Source organism: Streptomyces sp. NPDC050560, from assembly GCF_044457285.1.
In the GTDB taxonomy this organism is placed as follows: domain Bacteria; phylum Actinomycetota; class Actinomycetes; order Streptomycetales; family Streptomycetaceae; genus Streptomyces.
In genome coordinates this window covers 178,629-193,300 of sequence record NZ_JBITGT010000012.1, presented here as the reverse complement: position 1 = coordinate 193,300, position 14,672 = coordinate 178,629, and the positions used below count along the sequence as shown (strand labels likewise).

10 protein-coding genes and 1 riboswitch are annotated in these 14,672 nt (G+C 75.9%); of the genes, 5 read left to right on the top strand and 5 right to left on the bottom strand.

The features are described 5' to 3' along the window. Positions 1 to 39 precede the first annotated feature (39 nt). Positions 40 to 1,836: a BTAD domain-containing putative transcriptional regulator gene (locus ACIBIW_RS27090; RefSeq protein WP_399339667.1), complete on the bottom strand. Its 1,797-nt coding sequence runs from the start codon at positions 1,834 to 1,836 to the stop codon at positions 40 to 42. 155 nt (positions 1,837 to 1,991) lie between these two features. On the opposite strand from ACIBIW_RS27090, the gene ACIBIW_RS27085 reads away from it, so the two are divergent. Both ACIBIW_RS27085 and ACIBIW_RS27080 read left to right on the top strand, forming a co-directional pair. Then, positions 1,992 to 4,838 (top strand): type 2 lanthipeptide synthetase LanM family protein, encoded by a 2,847-nt coding sequence (locus ACIBIW_RS27085; RefSeq protein WP_399339666.1) that lies wholly within the window; start codon positions 1,992 to 1,994, stop codon positions 4,836 to 4,838. Further along, complete coding sequence (locus ACIBIW_RS27080) at positions 4,769 to 4,993, top strand: hypothetical protein (RefSeq protein WP_399339665.1); 225 nt, start codon at positions 4,769 to 4,771, stop codon at positions 4,991 to 4,993. The genes ACIBIW_RS27085 and ACIBIW_RS27080 overlap by 70 nt, the downstream gene beginning before the upstream one ends. 70 nt (positions 4,994 to 5,063) lie before the next feature. On the opposite strand, the gene ACIBIW_RS27075 is transcribed toward ACIBIW_RS27080, so the two are convergent. Next, complete coding sequence (locus tag ACIBIW_RS27075; RefSeq protein ID WP_399339664.1) at positions 5,064 to 7,988, bottom strand: helix-turn-helix transcriptional regulator; 2,925 nt, start codon at positions 7,986 to 7,988, stop codon at positions 5,064 to 5,066. 160 nt (positions 7,989 to 8,148) lie between these two features. Here ACIBIW_RS27075 and ACIBIW_RS27070 point away from each other — a divergent pair, with 160 nt between their 5' ends. Continuing rightward, positions 8,149 to 9,957, top strand: a complete 1,809-nt coding sequence (locus ACIBIW_RS27070) for a hypothetical protein (protein WP_399339663.1) — start codon at positions 8,149 to 8,151, stop codon at positions 9,955 to 9,957. On the opposite strand, the gene ACIBIW_RS27065 is transcribed toward ACIBIW_RS27070, so the two are convergent. Then, positions 9,930 to 10,622: a DUF6308 family protein gene (locus ACIBIW_RS27065; RefSeq protein ID WP_399339662.1), complete on the bottom strand. Its 693-nt coding sequence runs from the start codon at positions 10,620 to 10,622 to the stop codon at positions 9,930 to 9,932. The two genes, ACIBIW_RS27070 and ACIBIW_RS27065, sit on opposite strands and share 28 nt — an antisense overlap. A 149-nt stretch (positions 10,623 to 10,771) precedes the next feature. Continuing rightward, positions 10,772 to 10,835, top strand: a riboswitch (Fluoride riboswitch). 35 nt (positions 10,836 to 10,870) lie between these two features. Here ACIBIW_RS27065 and ACIBIW_RS27060 point away from each other — a divergent pair. Both ACIBIW_RS27060 and ACIBIW_RS27055 read left to right on the top strand, forming a co-directional pair. After that, the gene (locus ACIBIW_RS27060; protein WP_399339661.1) at positions 10,871 to 11,347 is read left to right on the top strand and encodes an NUDIX hydrolase; all 477 of its coding nucleotides are present in this window, start codon (positions 10,871 to 10,873) and stop codon (positions 11,345 to 11,347) included. Positions 11,348 to 11,879: 532 nt separating this feature from the next. After that, the gene (locus ACIBIW_RS27055) at positions 11,880 to 12,095 is read left to right on the top strand and encodes a DUF2180 family protein (protein ID WP_399339660.1); all 216 of its coding nucleotides are present in this window, start codon (positions 11,880 to 11,882) and stop codon (positions 12,093 to 12,095) included. Positions 12,096 to 12,133: 38 nt separating this feature from the next. Here the strand turns inward: ACIBIW_RS27055 and ACIBIW_RS27050 are convergent, their stop codons facing one another. Then, the gene (locus tag ACIBIW_RS27050; protein ID WP_399339659.1) at positions 12,134 to 13,582 is read right to left on the bottom strand and encodes an adenylosuccinate lyase family protein; all 1,449 of its coding nucleotides are present in this window, start codon (positions 13,580 to 13,582) and stop codon (positions 12,134 to 12,136) included. Continuing rightward, positions 13,579 to 14,661 (bottom strand): mandelate racemase/muconate lactonizing enzyme family protein, encoded by a 1,083-nt coding sequence (locus ACIBIW_RS27045; protein WP_399339658.1) that lies wholly within the window; start codon positions 14,659 to 14,661, stop codon positions 13,579 to 13,581. The genes ACIBIW_RS27050 and ACIBIW_RS27045 overlap by 4 nt, the downstream gene beginning before the upstream one ends. Positions 14,662 to 14,672 lie beyond the last annotated feature (11 nt).

Genomic DNA, 14,672 nt, shown 5'->3' with positions numbered 1-14,672 from the left:
CGAGCCGGGAGCGCACGGGGCGCGTGCCGTGACGCCCCGTCAGGGGGCGGCGGCCTCCCGCGCGTCCGTCCGGCGCGCCCCGTCGCCCGCCGCGCGCTCGCGGCCGAACTCGTAGGCGAACCGCGACATGCGGTACGCCACCAGATGGGCGCTGACCTCGGCGTTCGGCGGGGTCAGCAGATGGCATTCGAGCAGCGACTCGGGGGCGTCCGCCGGGGTGGGGCGGGCCGGGGCCGCGGGCGCGTGGGTATGCGCGGCGACCGAGCGGTAGGCGGCGCGCTGGGGCTCGGGGAGGTCGCGCCAGAACGCCTCGTAGCGCTCCCGCAGGACGAGTTCGCCGACCGCCATCTCGTCCAGGAGGCACGGTGCGGCGCGCAGCCGGCGCGCGTAGTCGGCGAGCGGCACATGACGCAGGGTGTTGAGCCGCGCCCCGGTGGCGCGCAGGGCGAGCGGCAGGCCCTCGCAGAGGTCCACGATGCGGTGCGCGGCGGCCGGGTCGGACACCACCCGGCCGTGCCCGACGACGCGGCCGAGCAGTTCGACGCCCTCCTCCGGGCAGAGCGGCGGCAGGTCCACATGGACCGCGGCGGGCATACCGCCGAGCCGGTAGCGGCTGGTCACGAGGGCGGCGCTGGGTCCCGCGCCGGGCAGCAGCGCCTGCGCCGAGCGGCCCCACACCGCGTCGTCGAGCACCACGAGCAGCCGCCGCCGCGCGACCCAGGAGCGCCAGCGTGCCAGCTCCTGCGCGGGGCTGCCGCCGCGCGGCGCCCCTGCCGCGTCGAGCAGTTCACCGAGCACCGCGTCCTGGGGCCTGCCGCCCAGCTCCACCATCAGGAGTCCGTCGGGGAACGCCGACGCCAGCAGGTGCGCGGTGTGCGCGGCGAAGGCGGTCTTGCCGACGCCCACCGGGCCCGACACCACCAGGACGCCCCCGGCGCCCGATGCGGGCTCGGCCAACTCCGCCACCACGCGCTCGACCTGCTCGGCGCGGCCCACGAAGTCCGGCAGGTCGCGCGGCAGTTGGTTGCCGGGACGCTCGGGCCGCGGGCGGCCGGGGCCCGGCGGGCGCAGCAGCCGGGCGTGCAGCGCGGTGAGGACGGGGCCGGGCGGCACCCCCAACTCCCCCGCCAGGGCGCGGCGTACCTCCTCGTAGTAGGCAAGCGCCTCGTTGGCCCGGCCGACAGAGGCGAGCGCGCGCATCCATACGGCGGCGAGGCGTTCGCGGGGGACCTGGGGGCGCGCGACGTCCTGGAGGCGTTCCAGGACGACGGCTGACTCACCGCAGTCCAGGGCGAGTTCCGCCCAGTCCTCCAGGACGTCGAGGAAGAGCCGTTCGAGCCGGTCGACGGCGGCGGCCACCTCGGGCGCGGTGTCGAACTCGGCCAGCGGGCGACAGCGCCAGAGGCCGACGGCGCGCCGCAGCGCCTCGGCGGCGCCCGGGTCGCCGTCCCTGGCCAGCCTGCGCCCGTGGCGGGCCAGTTCCTCGAAGCGGACCAGGTCGCAGTCCTCGGGGGCGAGGCGCAGCAGATAGCCGCCCTGGGTGTGCACCAGCGCGGGTCCGAAGGCGCGCCGCAGCCGGGAGACGTAGACCTGGAGGTTCTTGCGCGCGGTGCGCGGCGGGCGCTCGCCCCAGAGCGCGTCGATGAGATCGCCCACGCGGAACGCCGAGTTGGCCCGGGCGACGAGCAGCGCGAGCAGCAACCGCGGCTTGGGCCCGCCCAGTTCGAAGGGCCGCTCGGGCGCCGCGCCCAGGACCCGCGTGTCCTGCTGCGACGCGCCCGTGGGCGGGGCCGGGCGTACCGACAGTTCCCCGAACGTCGTGATCGAGCCGCTCATGCGGTGAATCTCCCACCGTGCGCCGCCGCGCCGCATGGGGGACGGGCCCCCGGATTCCGCCCGCGGCGCCCGGGAGGCGGCCCGCGGCGCCGGGAGGAAAATATGGGGGACATCTACCCATGTGCCGCCGGGCGCGGTTCTGAAAGGGTCGCCGCATGCCCGTCATACCGAGCACTCAGGCCACGGCGCGGGAGACGGGGCGGCGATCCTGGTGGTCGCGGGCCCTGTCCGACGCCGAGCGGCGCCGCACCCCCGCGCCGCCGGCCTGGGCCGTCTTCGTCGACGAGGCGTTCGGCGAGGCCCCCGTGAACGTGCCGGGCGGCGAGGGAACATGGGGGCCGCGCCCCGACATCCCCTCTCCCGAGGCGGTGTGGCTGCCGCCGCTCGCGCCGCTCCTCGCGGCGGCGGGGGCGCGCTTCGCGGTGTGCGCCGCGCAGGCCGACCCGGCGCAGGCCGCGGTGGTCGGCGCGGGTGCGCGCGACTGGCTCGCCGGGTGTCTCGTACGGCTCGCCGCCCGCACCTTCGCGCACGAGCTGGCGCAGGCGCGCGCGGCGGGCACCCTGCGCGGGCGCGATCCCGCGGAGCGCTTCGCCGACTTCGTCCTGGGGCTGTGCGCGCCGGGCGCCACGGCCGCGCTGCTGCGCCGGTACCCGGTGCTCGCGCGGCTGCTCGGCGAGCGCGCGCTCGCCGCCGTGGACGCCGCGGCCGAGCTTGCGTCGCGGCTGGCCGCCGACCGGGGCGCGCTGGCGGCGGGGCTCCTCGGCGGCGGCGCGGGGCCGCTGACCGCGGTGCGCCTCGGTCTCGGCGAGCCGCACCGCGGCGGGCGCACGGTGGCGGTGCTCGACTTCGGCGGCACGCCCCGGCTCGTCTACAAACCGCGCCCGCTCGGCATGCACGCCCGCTGGAACGAGCTGCTTGCCGAGTACGGCGCCGAGTCCCCCCGCCCGGTGCGGCTGCTGCCGCGCGGCGGATACGGCTGGGCGGAGTACGTGCCCCCGGCGCCCGCGGCCGACCGGGCGGCGGTGCGCCGCTTCTACCGCAGGCTCGGCGCCCAACTCGCCCTGCTGTACGCCGTGGACGCCACCGACATCCACGGCCAGAACGTGCTGGCGCACGGCGACCAGCCGGTCGTCGTGGACGTGGAGACCCTTTTCCACCCCTGCCGGCCGCCCGGCACCGACGGCGGCGGCGACCCGGTGCTCGCCGCGCTGGCCGACTCGGTGCTGCGCACCTCGGTCCTGCCCGCCGCCCTCTTCGGCGGGTACGGGTTCCTCGACGTGTCGGCGGTGGGCGCGCTGCCGGGTGAGGCGGTCGCGGCGGGGCTGCCCCGCTGGGCCGACCCGGGCACCGACACCATGCGGCTGGTGTACGACAGGGCGGCGCGCTTCGACGGCACCAACCGGCCGCTGTCGCGCGGTGTACCGGCCGACCCCGCGGCCCACGCGGCCGACCTGCGCCGCGGCTTCAGGGCCTGCTACCGGGGGCTCACCGCCCGCGCCGCCGAACTCGGGCGGGACGGCGGCCCGTTGGACCGGTTCGCCGCGGAGAGGCTGAGGTTCGTGCCGCGGCCCACCCAGACCTACGCGGACCTCCTCGACGAGGCCACCGCGCCGCAGGCGCTGCGTGACCACACCGCGCTCCTGGCGTCCTTCGACGCCCTGCACTCCCCCACGGGCCACCCGGAGCAGGCGCACCTCGTGCCCGCCGAGGCCGCGTGCCTCGCCACCGGCGACGTACCGGTCTTCGAGGCCGCGGTCGGCGGCCGAAGCGTGCTCACCCCGGACGGCGGCGCGCTGCCGGGGCTGCTGCCGCGGCCGGGCCTCGCGGCGGTACGGGCGAAGCTGCCGCGGCTCGGCGGCGCCGACCTCGCCCGCCAGGAGTGGCTGATCGCGGCCGCGCTTGCCACCAAGTCACCGGCACGGCAGGGGCGTTCACCGGGGCTTGCGGCGCTCGTCGCGCCGCGCGGTGTGCGGGGCGCGGTGGCCGCGGCAACCTGGCTCGGGGACGAACTGCTGCGCCGCGCCTCGCGGGACGGCGTGCGGGTGAACTGGGCGGGGCTCGGCAGGCCGGACGGCACGCACTGGTCGGTGCTGCCGCTCGGCGCCGACCTGGGCGACGGATACCCCGGAGTCGCCCTCTTCCTCGCGGAGTTGGCGCGCGCCACCGGGCTCGCCCGCTACCAGGAGGCGGCCGCGCTGGCGGTGGCCCCGCTGCCCGCGCTCACCCGGGCGCTCGCGGCGGCACCGGACGTGGCCGCCGCGGTGGGCCCCGGTCTGCGCGGCGGCCTCGGCGGCATCGCGTACGCCGCCGTACGCCTGGCGTCGCTGCTCGACAGCGCGGACCTCGCGGCGGCGGGGTGTGCGGCGCTCGCCGCGTTCGCCACCGCCTGCCGCGCGGGCGACGCGGCAGCGCTGCCCGCGGCACGCGCCCTGCACGCCGCCACCGGACTGCCCGAAGTGGCCGCTCTCGCGGACGAGTTGCGCTCCCGCGACCCCGGTGCCGCAGGAGACACCGGCAACAGGGGCGACCCGGGCGGCGACCGCCGTAATCGTACGGGCGGCGGTGCGGCCGGTGACGCGGTGTGCGGCTGCCCGCGCCCGCGGCACCCCTCCGCGGCCCGCGACCACTCCCTGTGCCACGGCGCCGTGCACGGCCTCGAACGGCTCGCCGCCCTGCGGGACGCCGGGGACCGGCGGGCCGGGACGGCGCTGGGTGTCGCGGGCGCCCGGCTGCTCGATGAGATCCGCCGCGGCGGCGTACGGTGCGGCGCCCCGGGCGGTGTGCCCGTGCCGGGGCTGCTGACCGGTCTCGCGGGCGTCGGCCACGGGCTGCTGCGGCTCGCCCGCGGCCCCGGCACACCACCGGCCCTGCCGCCCCACGCGGCGGGTCCCGCGCACATGCCAGTACCCACCTCCCCCAAGGAGCAGAACCCATGGAAGCAACGGAGAACCCCACCACCCCCGAGCCCGCCGCGGACGCGGAGCGGCAGGCCGCGTCCCTGAGCGGGGAGGCGGCCGAGGCCGGGCGCGGCGGCGCCGCGGGCGCGGCTGCCCGGCGGGCGCTGCTGCGCACGGCGGCCCTCGCGGGCCTCAGTGTCGGCGGTGTCGTCACGGTGCTGTCGATGACGGGCGGCGGCCCCACCACCGTCGCGGGCTGAGCGGCGGGCCGTGGCCGGGTGGCGGGACCGCTCAGGGGTCCCGGCGCCCGGCCGCGCGTGTCCCGGGGCGTCAGTCCCGGCCGGGGGTCCGGGCGCCGATCAGCTCGGACGCGTACGAGCAGAGCTTGCCGCGGCCCCGCACCCCGGTCTTGCCGATCAGGCTCGCGACGTGCTTCTCCACGGTGCGGTCGGAGATATGCAGGCGCGCGGCGATCTCCTTGTTGCCGAGGCGGTCGGTGAGCAGCCGGAACACGTCGAACTCGCGGGCGGTGACGCCCCGGGTGCGCAGTTCGTCGGGGATGCGCTCGGTGCCCGACCTGCGCTGGCCCACGTGCACGCCGAGGCTGCGCAGCCGCGCCCGGCAGGCGGCGGCGACGGCGGTGGCCCCGGTGCGGTGGAAGTAGCCCTCGCTCTCGGCCAGCCAGCGGCGCGGCTCGCCCCAGCCGTCCGCGAGCGCCACGTCGGCGACGAGACGCAGGCCGAGATGGCGGGCCGTGGGGTAGATCTCGGCGCTGCGCAGGGCGGCGGCGAGGGCAGCCGACGCGTCGGCGGCGCGTCCCTCGCGGCCCAGCAGGACGGCCTCGGCCAGGCCGACGAACTGCCGGTTCCAGCGCATCCGGCCGGCCTGCGCCGCATGCGTGGTGTCGTACTCGGTCCACCCGGCGCGTCCGCGCAGCACGCCGAGCAGCAGGACGAGGCCGTGGATGCCGGAGAAGTGGAAGAAGCCCTCGCGCGGCTGCCCGGTGCCGAGGGCGGCGGCGACGGACGCGGCGGCCTCGTGGTCCTCTTCGAGCAGCGCGCAGAACAGCTCGGCGAGCCCCAGCACCAGCGGCGCCTCGCGGGACTGCTCGCCGCCGAGGGCGCGGAACTCGGCGAGCGCGGCCCGCATCCCCTGGCGGTCGGCCCGGTGGGCGTGGGCGACGGAGCGCAGCATCAGGGCGTGGCGGGCGACGGAGTACAGCTTGAGCCTGCTGGTCTCCTCGACGACGCCGTCGAGGAGCACGGTGGCCCGTTCGAAGCGGGAGCGGAGGACGGCGTCGAAGCCGAGCATCGCGGCGGCGTTGTGGGCGAGGCTGACGCAGCCGGTGCGCAGCGCCTCGCGGTGCGCGTCCACCAGTCCTGTGGCGTCGCCCTCGGCGAGCCAGGCGTTGTTGCCGATGCCGATGAGGCCGTGGTTGCGCCAGGTGACCAAGTGGTGGTCGGTGGCGATACGCAGGGTGCGGCGGAAGCAGGCGTCGGACTCGCCGAGGGAGCGGGCCCTGCTGGCGAAGCCGACGGCGTACCAGCCCTGGCAGGCGAGCGCGGGGTCGGCGCGCCGCTCGGCGCCCTCGATGGCGCGCCTGGCCAGTTCCTCGCTGCGGGCGATGCCGCCGCGTTCGGGCCCCGACACCGTGAGGTACGCCTCGACGGCGTCGACGGGCGCGGTGTCCTCCTTGCCCGCGCCCGGCGGCAGCAGCGCGCGGGCCGCGGCTACCTGGCCCAGGCCCTCCTCCCAGCGGCCTGCGACCTCGGCGGCGCGGGCGAGTCTGACGTGCAGGTCGACCCGGCGTGTCAGGTCGACCTGGGTGGCGACGTCGATTCTGCGCAGCCGGGCGGCGACGGCGGCGGCCCGGTCGAACTGCCCGTCGTCGGCCAGCGCGAACAGCAGGGTCTCCAACAGGTCGCGGCGGTCGTGCCCCTGGGGCCCCTGCCCCTCGGCGCCGAGCATTCGCAGCGCCTCGTCGAGCACGGCGATGGCGGTGCCGGGGCCGCTGCCCGCGAGGGCGCGTCTCGCGACCTCCAGGTAGAGGTCGGCCGCGGCGGTGCGGTCCCCGGCGTGGCGTCTGAGCCGGGCGGCAAGCTCGCACCAGGTGCCGGGCAGCCCGGGGTGGAGCGCGGCCACGGCGTCGGCGGCGCGTGCGCAGAGCGCGGCGCGGTCGACGGGGGTGAGGCGGGAGCGCAGTGCCTCCTCGGCCAGCGGGTGTTCGAAGGCGTACCAGTCGGGGCCGCGCTCGTCGGGCAGCAGCAGGCCCTCGGCCACCGCGGAGCGCAGACAGCCGAGCAGGGCCTCCTCGCCGAGCCCCGCGCACTCCCTCACGACGGACAGCGGGAAGATCCGGCCGAGCACGGCGGCGGCCGACAGCATCCGCAGGCCCTCGGGGCCCAGCCGCTCGGCGCGCTGCTCCACGGCCCGTACCAGCGTGAACGGCATCGGGGAGCGCGCCGCGGGGTCGAGCCGCCAGCGGCCGTCGGCGTGCCGCAGCTCGCCCCCGGCGCGCATGCCGCGTACCAGCTCCTGGGCGACGAAGGGGATGCCGCCGCTGTCGCGCAGCACCCGCTCGGACACCTCGGCCGGCAGGTCGTCGGGCGGGCAGCCGAGGCAGGCGGCGGCCAGCCGGTGGGTGTCGTCCGCGGCGAGCCTGTCGAGCGGCAGGACGGCGCCCTCGCCGCGCTGGGCGACGGCGCTCGCCAGTTCGGCGGCGGGCGAGGGCGCGGAGCGTGCGGTGGCGAGGACCGCGACGGGCGCCGCCGCGACGTTCGCGGACAGGTACTCGACGACGGCCAGGGTCTCGGGGTCGGCGTCGTGGAGGTCGTCCACGACGAGGAGGCAGCCGCGGCCCGCGCCGAGCGCGCTGGTGAGCCGTAGTACGGCCTCGGCAAGCACCACGGGTGACTCGTCGCACTTCTCGCCCGTGGACCACTCGGGCACCAGGCGGCCGAGCACGGGCCGGTAGGGGCCGAGCGCGGCGACCGGCGCCCTGGCGCCGTCGCGCGCGAGCGAGAGCAGTGCCTCGGTGAGCGGGCGGTAGGGCACGGCGGGCCCGGTGACGGTGCAGCGGCCCTTGAGGACCGCCATGCCGGTGTCCGCGGCGATGCCCACCGCCTCGGTACAGAGCCGGGTCTTGCCGACCCCGGGCTCCCCCATCACGAACACCGCGGTGCCGTGGTTCAGGCGTGCCCGTGCGAGCACGTCCCCCAGCTCGGCCATCTCCCGTTGCCGCCCGACGAGTTCCACGCGCGCCCCCACCACTCGACCCACTCCGCTCGCCCGCGGACGCCCTCCCCAGGGCCCGCCCCGGCACGGAACAGCTACATGCCTGCCCTTGGCCCTGCCCCCTAAACGACGCGCGTCACGCCGCGCGGGAACCGCCAGGCGGCGGTGGCATCCTCGGGGGATGGACACGGCGCGCGGGACGGCGGCGGGTGCGGGGCGGCTGCTCGCGCGCGCCGTCGTGCGGCGCGGCGACGGGAGCAGGGGGGCGCGGGCGGCGCGCGCCTGGCGGCGGCTGGTGCGTGCCGTGGGCGACGGCGATACGGACGCACAGGACGCGGTACGGACGCGGCCGGGGGCGCTGCCGCGCGCGGACGAGCGGGATCTGCTGGCGGTGGCGCCCGAGGACCCGGCGGCCCGTGCGGCCTTCCTGGCGCTGGTGGGCCGGCACGAGCAGCGCCGGGCGCTCGACCCGGAGGGGCGACTGCTGTCGCTCGCCTACCGCGGCGCCGACGACGACACGCGCCGCCGACTGCGTACGGCGCTGGTGGCGGCGGGCGACCCCGCGGCCCTGCGTGCCCTCGTCACCGGCGACACGCACGAGGGCGTCGCGGCCCTGTCGGCAGCGGAAGTACTGTGCCTGGCGCGGCGGTTGGCCGGGCGGGGCAGCGGGGACGAGCTGCGGCGGCTCGCGCTCGGCCTGCCCCTGCGACACGCCGTGGCGGTGGCGGCGCTGCTGCCGCCCGAGCACCGTACGGGAGGTGACCGCGGGGTGCTCGGCCTGCTGGCCGCCGCGGCACCTGACCGTATCGCCGCCGCGGTGGCGCGGGCTCCGCAGCGGCCGGTCACCCGGCTGTGGGCTCCCGGGGGCGGTGTCGGGCTGGGCGGGGCGGCGTTCTCGCCCGACGCGGCACGGCTCGCCGTGGTGGCGTCGACGATCCGCCCCCTACGGCTCGACTCGCTCGTCGAGGTGCACCGCTTCGACCTGGCGTCGGGCGACCGGCGAAGGCTCCTCACCAGGCGGCTGCGCGACGGCGTGCATGTGCGGGGCCTGATCCACCTCGCCGACGATGTGCTGCTGCACATCGGCCACCACTCGCGCCGGGGGACGTACGACGAGATCGTGTGGGCGGCCCCCTCGCATGCGCGCGCCGTCCATGGGCGGCACCTCTCGACGCTGCGGCGCTCGGCGAGCGGCGGCGCGGTCGGACTGGACCAGGACGGTGTGCTGGTCTTCGCCGACCCGGGCGCGGCACGGCTGCGGCTCGCGCCCCGGCCCCTCGTCGACGGTGACGGCCGCCCGTTCGACGGCACGGACACCCTGGCCGGCGCCTTCGCCACGCTCCCCGGCCGGGGGCTCGTCGCGGTCGTCGGCGGGGACAGGCTCGCCGTGGCCGACGAGGACGGGCGGCCGGTGGCCGGTGCCCGGTTGGAACGGGGCGCCGCCGAAGGGGAGTCGTATCCCGTGGTGGCCCTCCTCTCCCCCACGCGGGTCGCCGTCCGCCGCCGCATGGCGCCGCGCGCCTTCCCCCGCACCGAGATATGGGACCTCGACGGGCGCCCCCGGTGCGTCGAACGCCACGAGGGCCAGGCGCTGGAGAGATGGCCCTGGGACTTCTGGCGGCGGCACCCGCCCGTGCTCGACTTCGCGCTGAGCCTTGCCGGTGGCCCGGGCGGGGGCGGCACCGACGAGGACGCGCCTCCCCTGCTTGCGGCCCCCACGGACGCGCTCAGGCACCCGGTGGCGCTGTCCGCACACGGGGACCTGGCGGCGGCGACACCCCACGGTCCGGTCCACCAGGTCCTGGAACTCCACGGCCCCCATCTCGCGTCCGCCCGCGCCCTGTTGGAACGCCCGCTGCCACGGATGTCCCCGCCCGACCTCCACGAGGTACGGCAACTGCTGCGCAGCATCGGGGACCCGGAACTGCGGGCGGCCCTGGGCCTGTTGGAACGGTGCCTCACCTACCGCTTCGGCCGGGACGTCGCCTGATCCGGTCGGCCCTGGTACATCCAGGCGATGACGTCGAACACCCGCAGGACGCCGATGTCGTCGCCGATGCCCGACCGGTCGCGGAGACGGACCAACTGGTCGCGGAGGGCTCCGTTGTCCGCCCGCAGGGCAGCGGCCAGTGCGGCCCAGTACGAGTGGTCCACCCTCGGCCGTCCGAAGAGTCGCTTGATACGGATGTCGTAGACGGGGATGAGGTGGGGACGCTTGCGGGCCAGCAGTTTCCCGGCGACGATCGGGCCTCCGCCGTCGGGCTTCCCGGGGTACCGCCTGCCGTCGGCCAGCCGCTCCCACAGCTCCCAGGCGGGTCCGTCCTTCGCCACGAGCGCATCGCTCGCGGGATCTTCCAGACGGGCGTCACGCGGGATGAGTGACAGCAGGCGCGTCCAGTGTCCGCCGGGGTCCGTCAGGCAGTTGAGCGCTCCGTGCGGCTCCAGGCCCACGCTGAGCAGGGTGAGGGCGATCAGGTCGTCGGCGTCGAAGCGGTTCGCGACGTGCGCGGCGTCCCCGCCGCCACCCAGGCGCTCGAAGCACGCGCCCGAGTAGTAGAGGTCCCCCTTCGAGCGCTTTTCTGCGAAGTACTCGTGCAACAGGCACGCGGCCTTCTTGTCGTCCCAGTAAATCTCCGGGATTTTCAGCTCGATCATGCGAGAGACCCCCGATTCCCCAACCTGCCACTCTCACGAGTCGGGACGACAGGATACGGACCCGCGCCCCCTCGATCCCCCACGGCAGGGATTACCCCCGTTCCTTTCCGCGCATTGTTGCCCGTGCCTGCGCGGGAGAGCGAGAATGGGAGGGCGACGGTGATGAGGCCCGCCACAACCGCGGATTTCTCCGCTGACGGTCTCTGCGAAGTCCATAAGGCCGTGGGCCGGAATCGCAGAGGTGTCCCATGTCAGACCGCATCACTCACCGCGACCCCGCCGAGACCCGCTGCTCGGTGGCGGTCTTCCGGGACTCCTCGCTGTTGCTGCTGCAAAGCGAGGAGGACGGCCGGCCCGTGTGGAAACTTCCCGGCGGGCACGTCCGCACGGACGAAGGGCTGATCGCATGTGCGCGACGGGAGCTGCGCGAGGAGACCGGTCTTGAGGCCGGGGCGCTGCACTGCGCGCTCGTCCTCGACATCCACGACCGTCCGAACGGGCGCCACATCGTGGAGATCGTCCTCTACCCCACCGGCGGTGTGCCGGGCACCCCCCAGCCGCTGGAGCGCGCGCACCGGCCCCGGTTCGTCCCCATGGCGTCGCTCGACGGGCTGCCCCTGCGGCCGCCGATCCAGGGCCGGCTCCACGACCTGCGCCATGTGCACGAACGCGAGCTGAACGGGCAGGCCCCCTCCCCGGGAGCCGGTCTGTACTCCCTCCCCTGACCTGCCGGAACGCGGCACGCCGGGCCCGGAAGCCGGAGGCCGGGGGACGTCTGGCGCGCGGGGAAGGGCGCGCCGGGCCCCCCGCCGAAGGCCCGGGCCCGCCGCCTGCCACCCGCTCCCACCGGAGCGACACGAACCGCATCTCGCAGTACCCTGAGCACATCGGTGCCCCCGGGCGCCGAGCGGCGGTGGGGCCCGCCGTACCCGAACCGCGGCTCACCGGCCGCCAACGGTCCCTACTTGCGACGGCGCACCAGCACTGGTGCCAAGCGAGTAGGAGACGCCCATGCCCGACGGCACCGCCCACGGAGGCGTGAGAGACCGTCGTCAGGACCCGGCCCCGACGCCCCGTTCCACGTCGGTGCCCCGCGCCCCGTGACACTCCCGGCGGCCGCACCGCCACTCCCCCTCGTCGAACGGCGACGGACCCCGCCCGAGCACCCCGATCGAACCGCCCGCCCACGGGCTGATGGCTCCTCAGGACCGAAGCACCCCCGACAGCACCCACCCCCCGACGCGGTAAAGGCGGATCATGAACTGCTACGAGTGCCAGACCCTCGCCACCCCCACGTCCACCCCCGCGGTGGCGAGCTGCAACATTTGCAGCATCGGCCTCTGCCAGACGCACGCCGAGGCCGTGTCCCAGATCCTCCACCACAACAACGGAACGGGCCTGGCCACCCAGCCGCACGCGGCGCGCCGCATCCTCTGCAACATTTGCGCCACCGCGGAGCACAGCCGCGGATAGAGACGGACGACCGATGCCGGGGACGCGACCCGTTCGCGTCAGCTCAGGAACGGGTCCGCCGGTGTGGGCCCTTCCGGGCCTGGCCCCGCCCCGTCACCGGCGGCACGCAAGGCCCGCACCGCCTCCCTGGCCCGCGCCGCGGTCTCGTGTGCGAGCGTGCTGCTGAACCCGAGGTACGTCGCCGGGTCGAGCATGCGGGCGAGGTCGGCCTGCGACACCAGCGCGGCCACCCGTGGATCGGCGCTCAACACGTCGAACAGGCCCCGGCCCGCGCCCGTGGCGAGCGTCGCCTCGTGGACGATCTCGTGCGCCCGCTGCCGCCCCACCGCCGTCGCGATGCGCATCATCACCGCCTCCGCCATGATCAGACCGCCCGTCAGGCCGAGGTTGGCGCGCATCCGTTCGGGGAACAAGACCGTGCCCTCGGTCAGCCTGACCAGCCCGCGCAGCATGTCGCAGGACGCGATGGCCGCGCGCTCCACCGTCGCGATCAGGACGAGGCTGCGGCCCCGGTCGGACTCGTGACGCATGTTCATCGACTCCAGCGCCGGAGCGACACAGGAGCGCACGACCGCGGCGGCGGCCGAGACGTCCTGGCACAGGTGCGGATTGCGCTTCTGCGGCATGGTCGAGCTGCCGATACTTCCGGACCCGAAGGGCTCGGCCGCCTCGCCGTACTCCGTGCCCATCAGCGTCGCGATCTCGTCGGCGACCTTTCCCACGGTTCCGGCCAGCAGGCCGAGCAGGGTGACGTACTCGACGAGGTGGTCGGCGATGCTCCGGGAGGCGACCGGCATCGAGGTCATCCGCAACCGGCGGGCGATCACCTCCTGCACCCGCCGCCCCTGCTCCCCGAGACCCGCGTAGGTGCCGACCGCGCCGCCGAACAGCACGGTGAAGACCCGCGGCTCCGCGGCCCGCAGCCGCTCGGTGTGCCGGATCAGCTCGTCCGCCCAGGCCGCCGCCTTCACCCCGAAGGTCAGCGGCACCGCGTGCTGGCCGTGGGTCCTGCCCGCCATCGGCATGTCGGCGCCGCGCTCGGCGAGACCCGCCGTTGCCGCGAGTGCCCGTCCGGTCAGCCGCAGCACGATGCCGTGCACCCGGCGGAGCACGACCAGGTCGGCGGTCTGCATGATGTTCTGGCTGGTCGCACCCCAGTGCACCCAGCCCCCGGCGTCGGGCCCCGCGACCCGCGCCAGCTCCCAGACCACCGGCACCAGGGCGTGCCCGGTGCGGACCGTGTCGCGCTCGATCCGCTCCGCGTCGAGGCGGCGCACGTCGGCGGCCGCGGCGATCGCGGCCACCGCGTCCTGCGGCACGAGGCCCAGCTCGCCCTGGGCCCGCGCGAGCACCGCCTCCATGTCGAGCCAGGACTGCCAGCGCGCCGGCCGCGCGTAGAGCCGCCGCACCTCGTCGCCGAGCCCGTCGCCACCGAAGCCGTCGGAACGGGGGCCGTCGGTGCCGCGGCCGTCGGCGGGCACGGTCACGTCGTACGGATCTTGGCGAGCACGTCCTCGTCCAGTTCGACGCCGAGACCCGGCCTGGTCGGCGGGAGCAGGAACCCGTTCTCGACCACCGGGCCCGCTGCGGCGAGCGGCCAGTCGTCGCGCAGCGCGTGGCGCTCGATGTTGTACTCCTGCGGATAGAGGCAGCCCTGGGTGCTCAGCCACAGATGCAGATGCGCCATGGTCCCGATCACCGGCTGGGTGTTGTGCACCGTGACCGGGCGGTTGAACGCGCCCGCCACCGCGGCGATCTTGCGGAACTCGGTGACGCCGCCGCACTTCACCACGTCGGGCTGGACGATGTCGACGTGCCCGTGCTGGATGAGATCGAGGAACTGCCAGCGTGTGTAGCGCTGCTCCCCCGCGGCGACCGCGATGTCCACCTTCGAGACCAGCCGCGCATAGCCGTCCAGGTCGTGTTCGGCGATCGGCTCCTCGAAGTGGAACACCCCGTGGTCCTCAAGCTGCCGGGCGATGCGCACCGCCGTGTGCGGAAGGTAGGCGTTGTTCACATCGACCATGATCTGGAAGTCGTCGCCGCAGGCGGCGCGGACCTCGCGCACCGTCTCGACGGTACGGTCCTGGCCCCGGTCGTACATCCACCGGGTGGCGGAGTGCATCTTGTACCAGCCGTACCCCTGTTCCCGCAGCCGGGCCGCGCGGCGCGCCTCGTCGACGGGCTCCATGTCGCGGCTCATCGAGCTGGCGTAGACCTCGACCCGGTCCCGGACGCTGCCGCCGAGGAGCACGTAGAGCGGGACGCCCGCGCGCTGGGCCGCGATGTCCCACAGCGCGATGTCGATGCCGGCCATGGCATTGAGCTGGGCACCCATCGGACCGAGTTTGTGCGGTACGTGATACATGTCGTGCCAGATGTGCTCGATGTTCGCGGGGTCGCGGCCGACGACCAGCGGCGTCAGCACGTCCTCGACGAAGGCGTGGGTGACCGAAGGGCCCATGGGGCTGACCTCGCCGAGCCCGACGAGTCCGTCGTCGGTGAACACCCGCACGATGTGGAACCGCTCAAGCAGGACGATCGACTCGATGCGTTCGATTTTCACGGCAGTACTCC

Coding starts and splice junctions, on each gene's coding strand:
- ACIBIW_RS27080 (WP_399339665.1), top strand. CDS start 4,769: ATGGAAGCAACGGAGAACCCCACCACCCCCGAGCCCGCCGCGGACGCG.
- ACIBIW_RS27065 (WP_399339662.1), bottom strand. CDS start 10,622: ATGATCGAGCTGAAAATCCCGGAGATTTACTGGGACGACAAGAAGGCC.
- ACIBIW_RS27085 (WP_399339666.1), top strand. CDS start 1,992: ATGCCCGTCATACCGAGCACTCAGGCCACGGCGCGGGAGACGGGGCGG.
- ACIBIW_RS27055 (WP_399339660.1), top strand. CDS start 11,880: ATGAACTGCTACGAGTGCCAGACCCTCGCCACCCCCACGTCCACCCCC.
- ACIBIW_RS27070 (WP_399339663.1), top strand. CDS start 8,149: ATGGACACGGCGCGCGGGACGGCGGCGGGTGCGGGGCGGCTGCTCGCG.
- ACIBIW_RS27090 (WP_399339667.1), bottom strand. CDS start 1,836: ATGAGCGGCTCGATCACGACGTTCGGGGAACTGTCGGTACGCCCGGCC.
- ACIBIW_RS27060 (WP_399339661.1), top strand. CDS start 10,871: ATGTCAGACCGCATCACTCACCGCGACCCCGCCGAGACCCGCTGCTCG.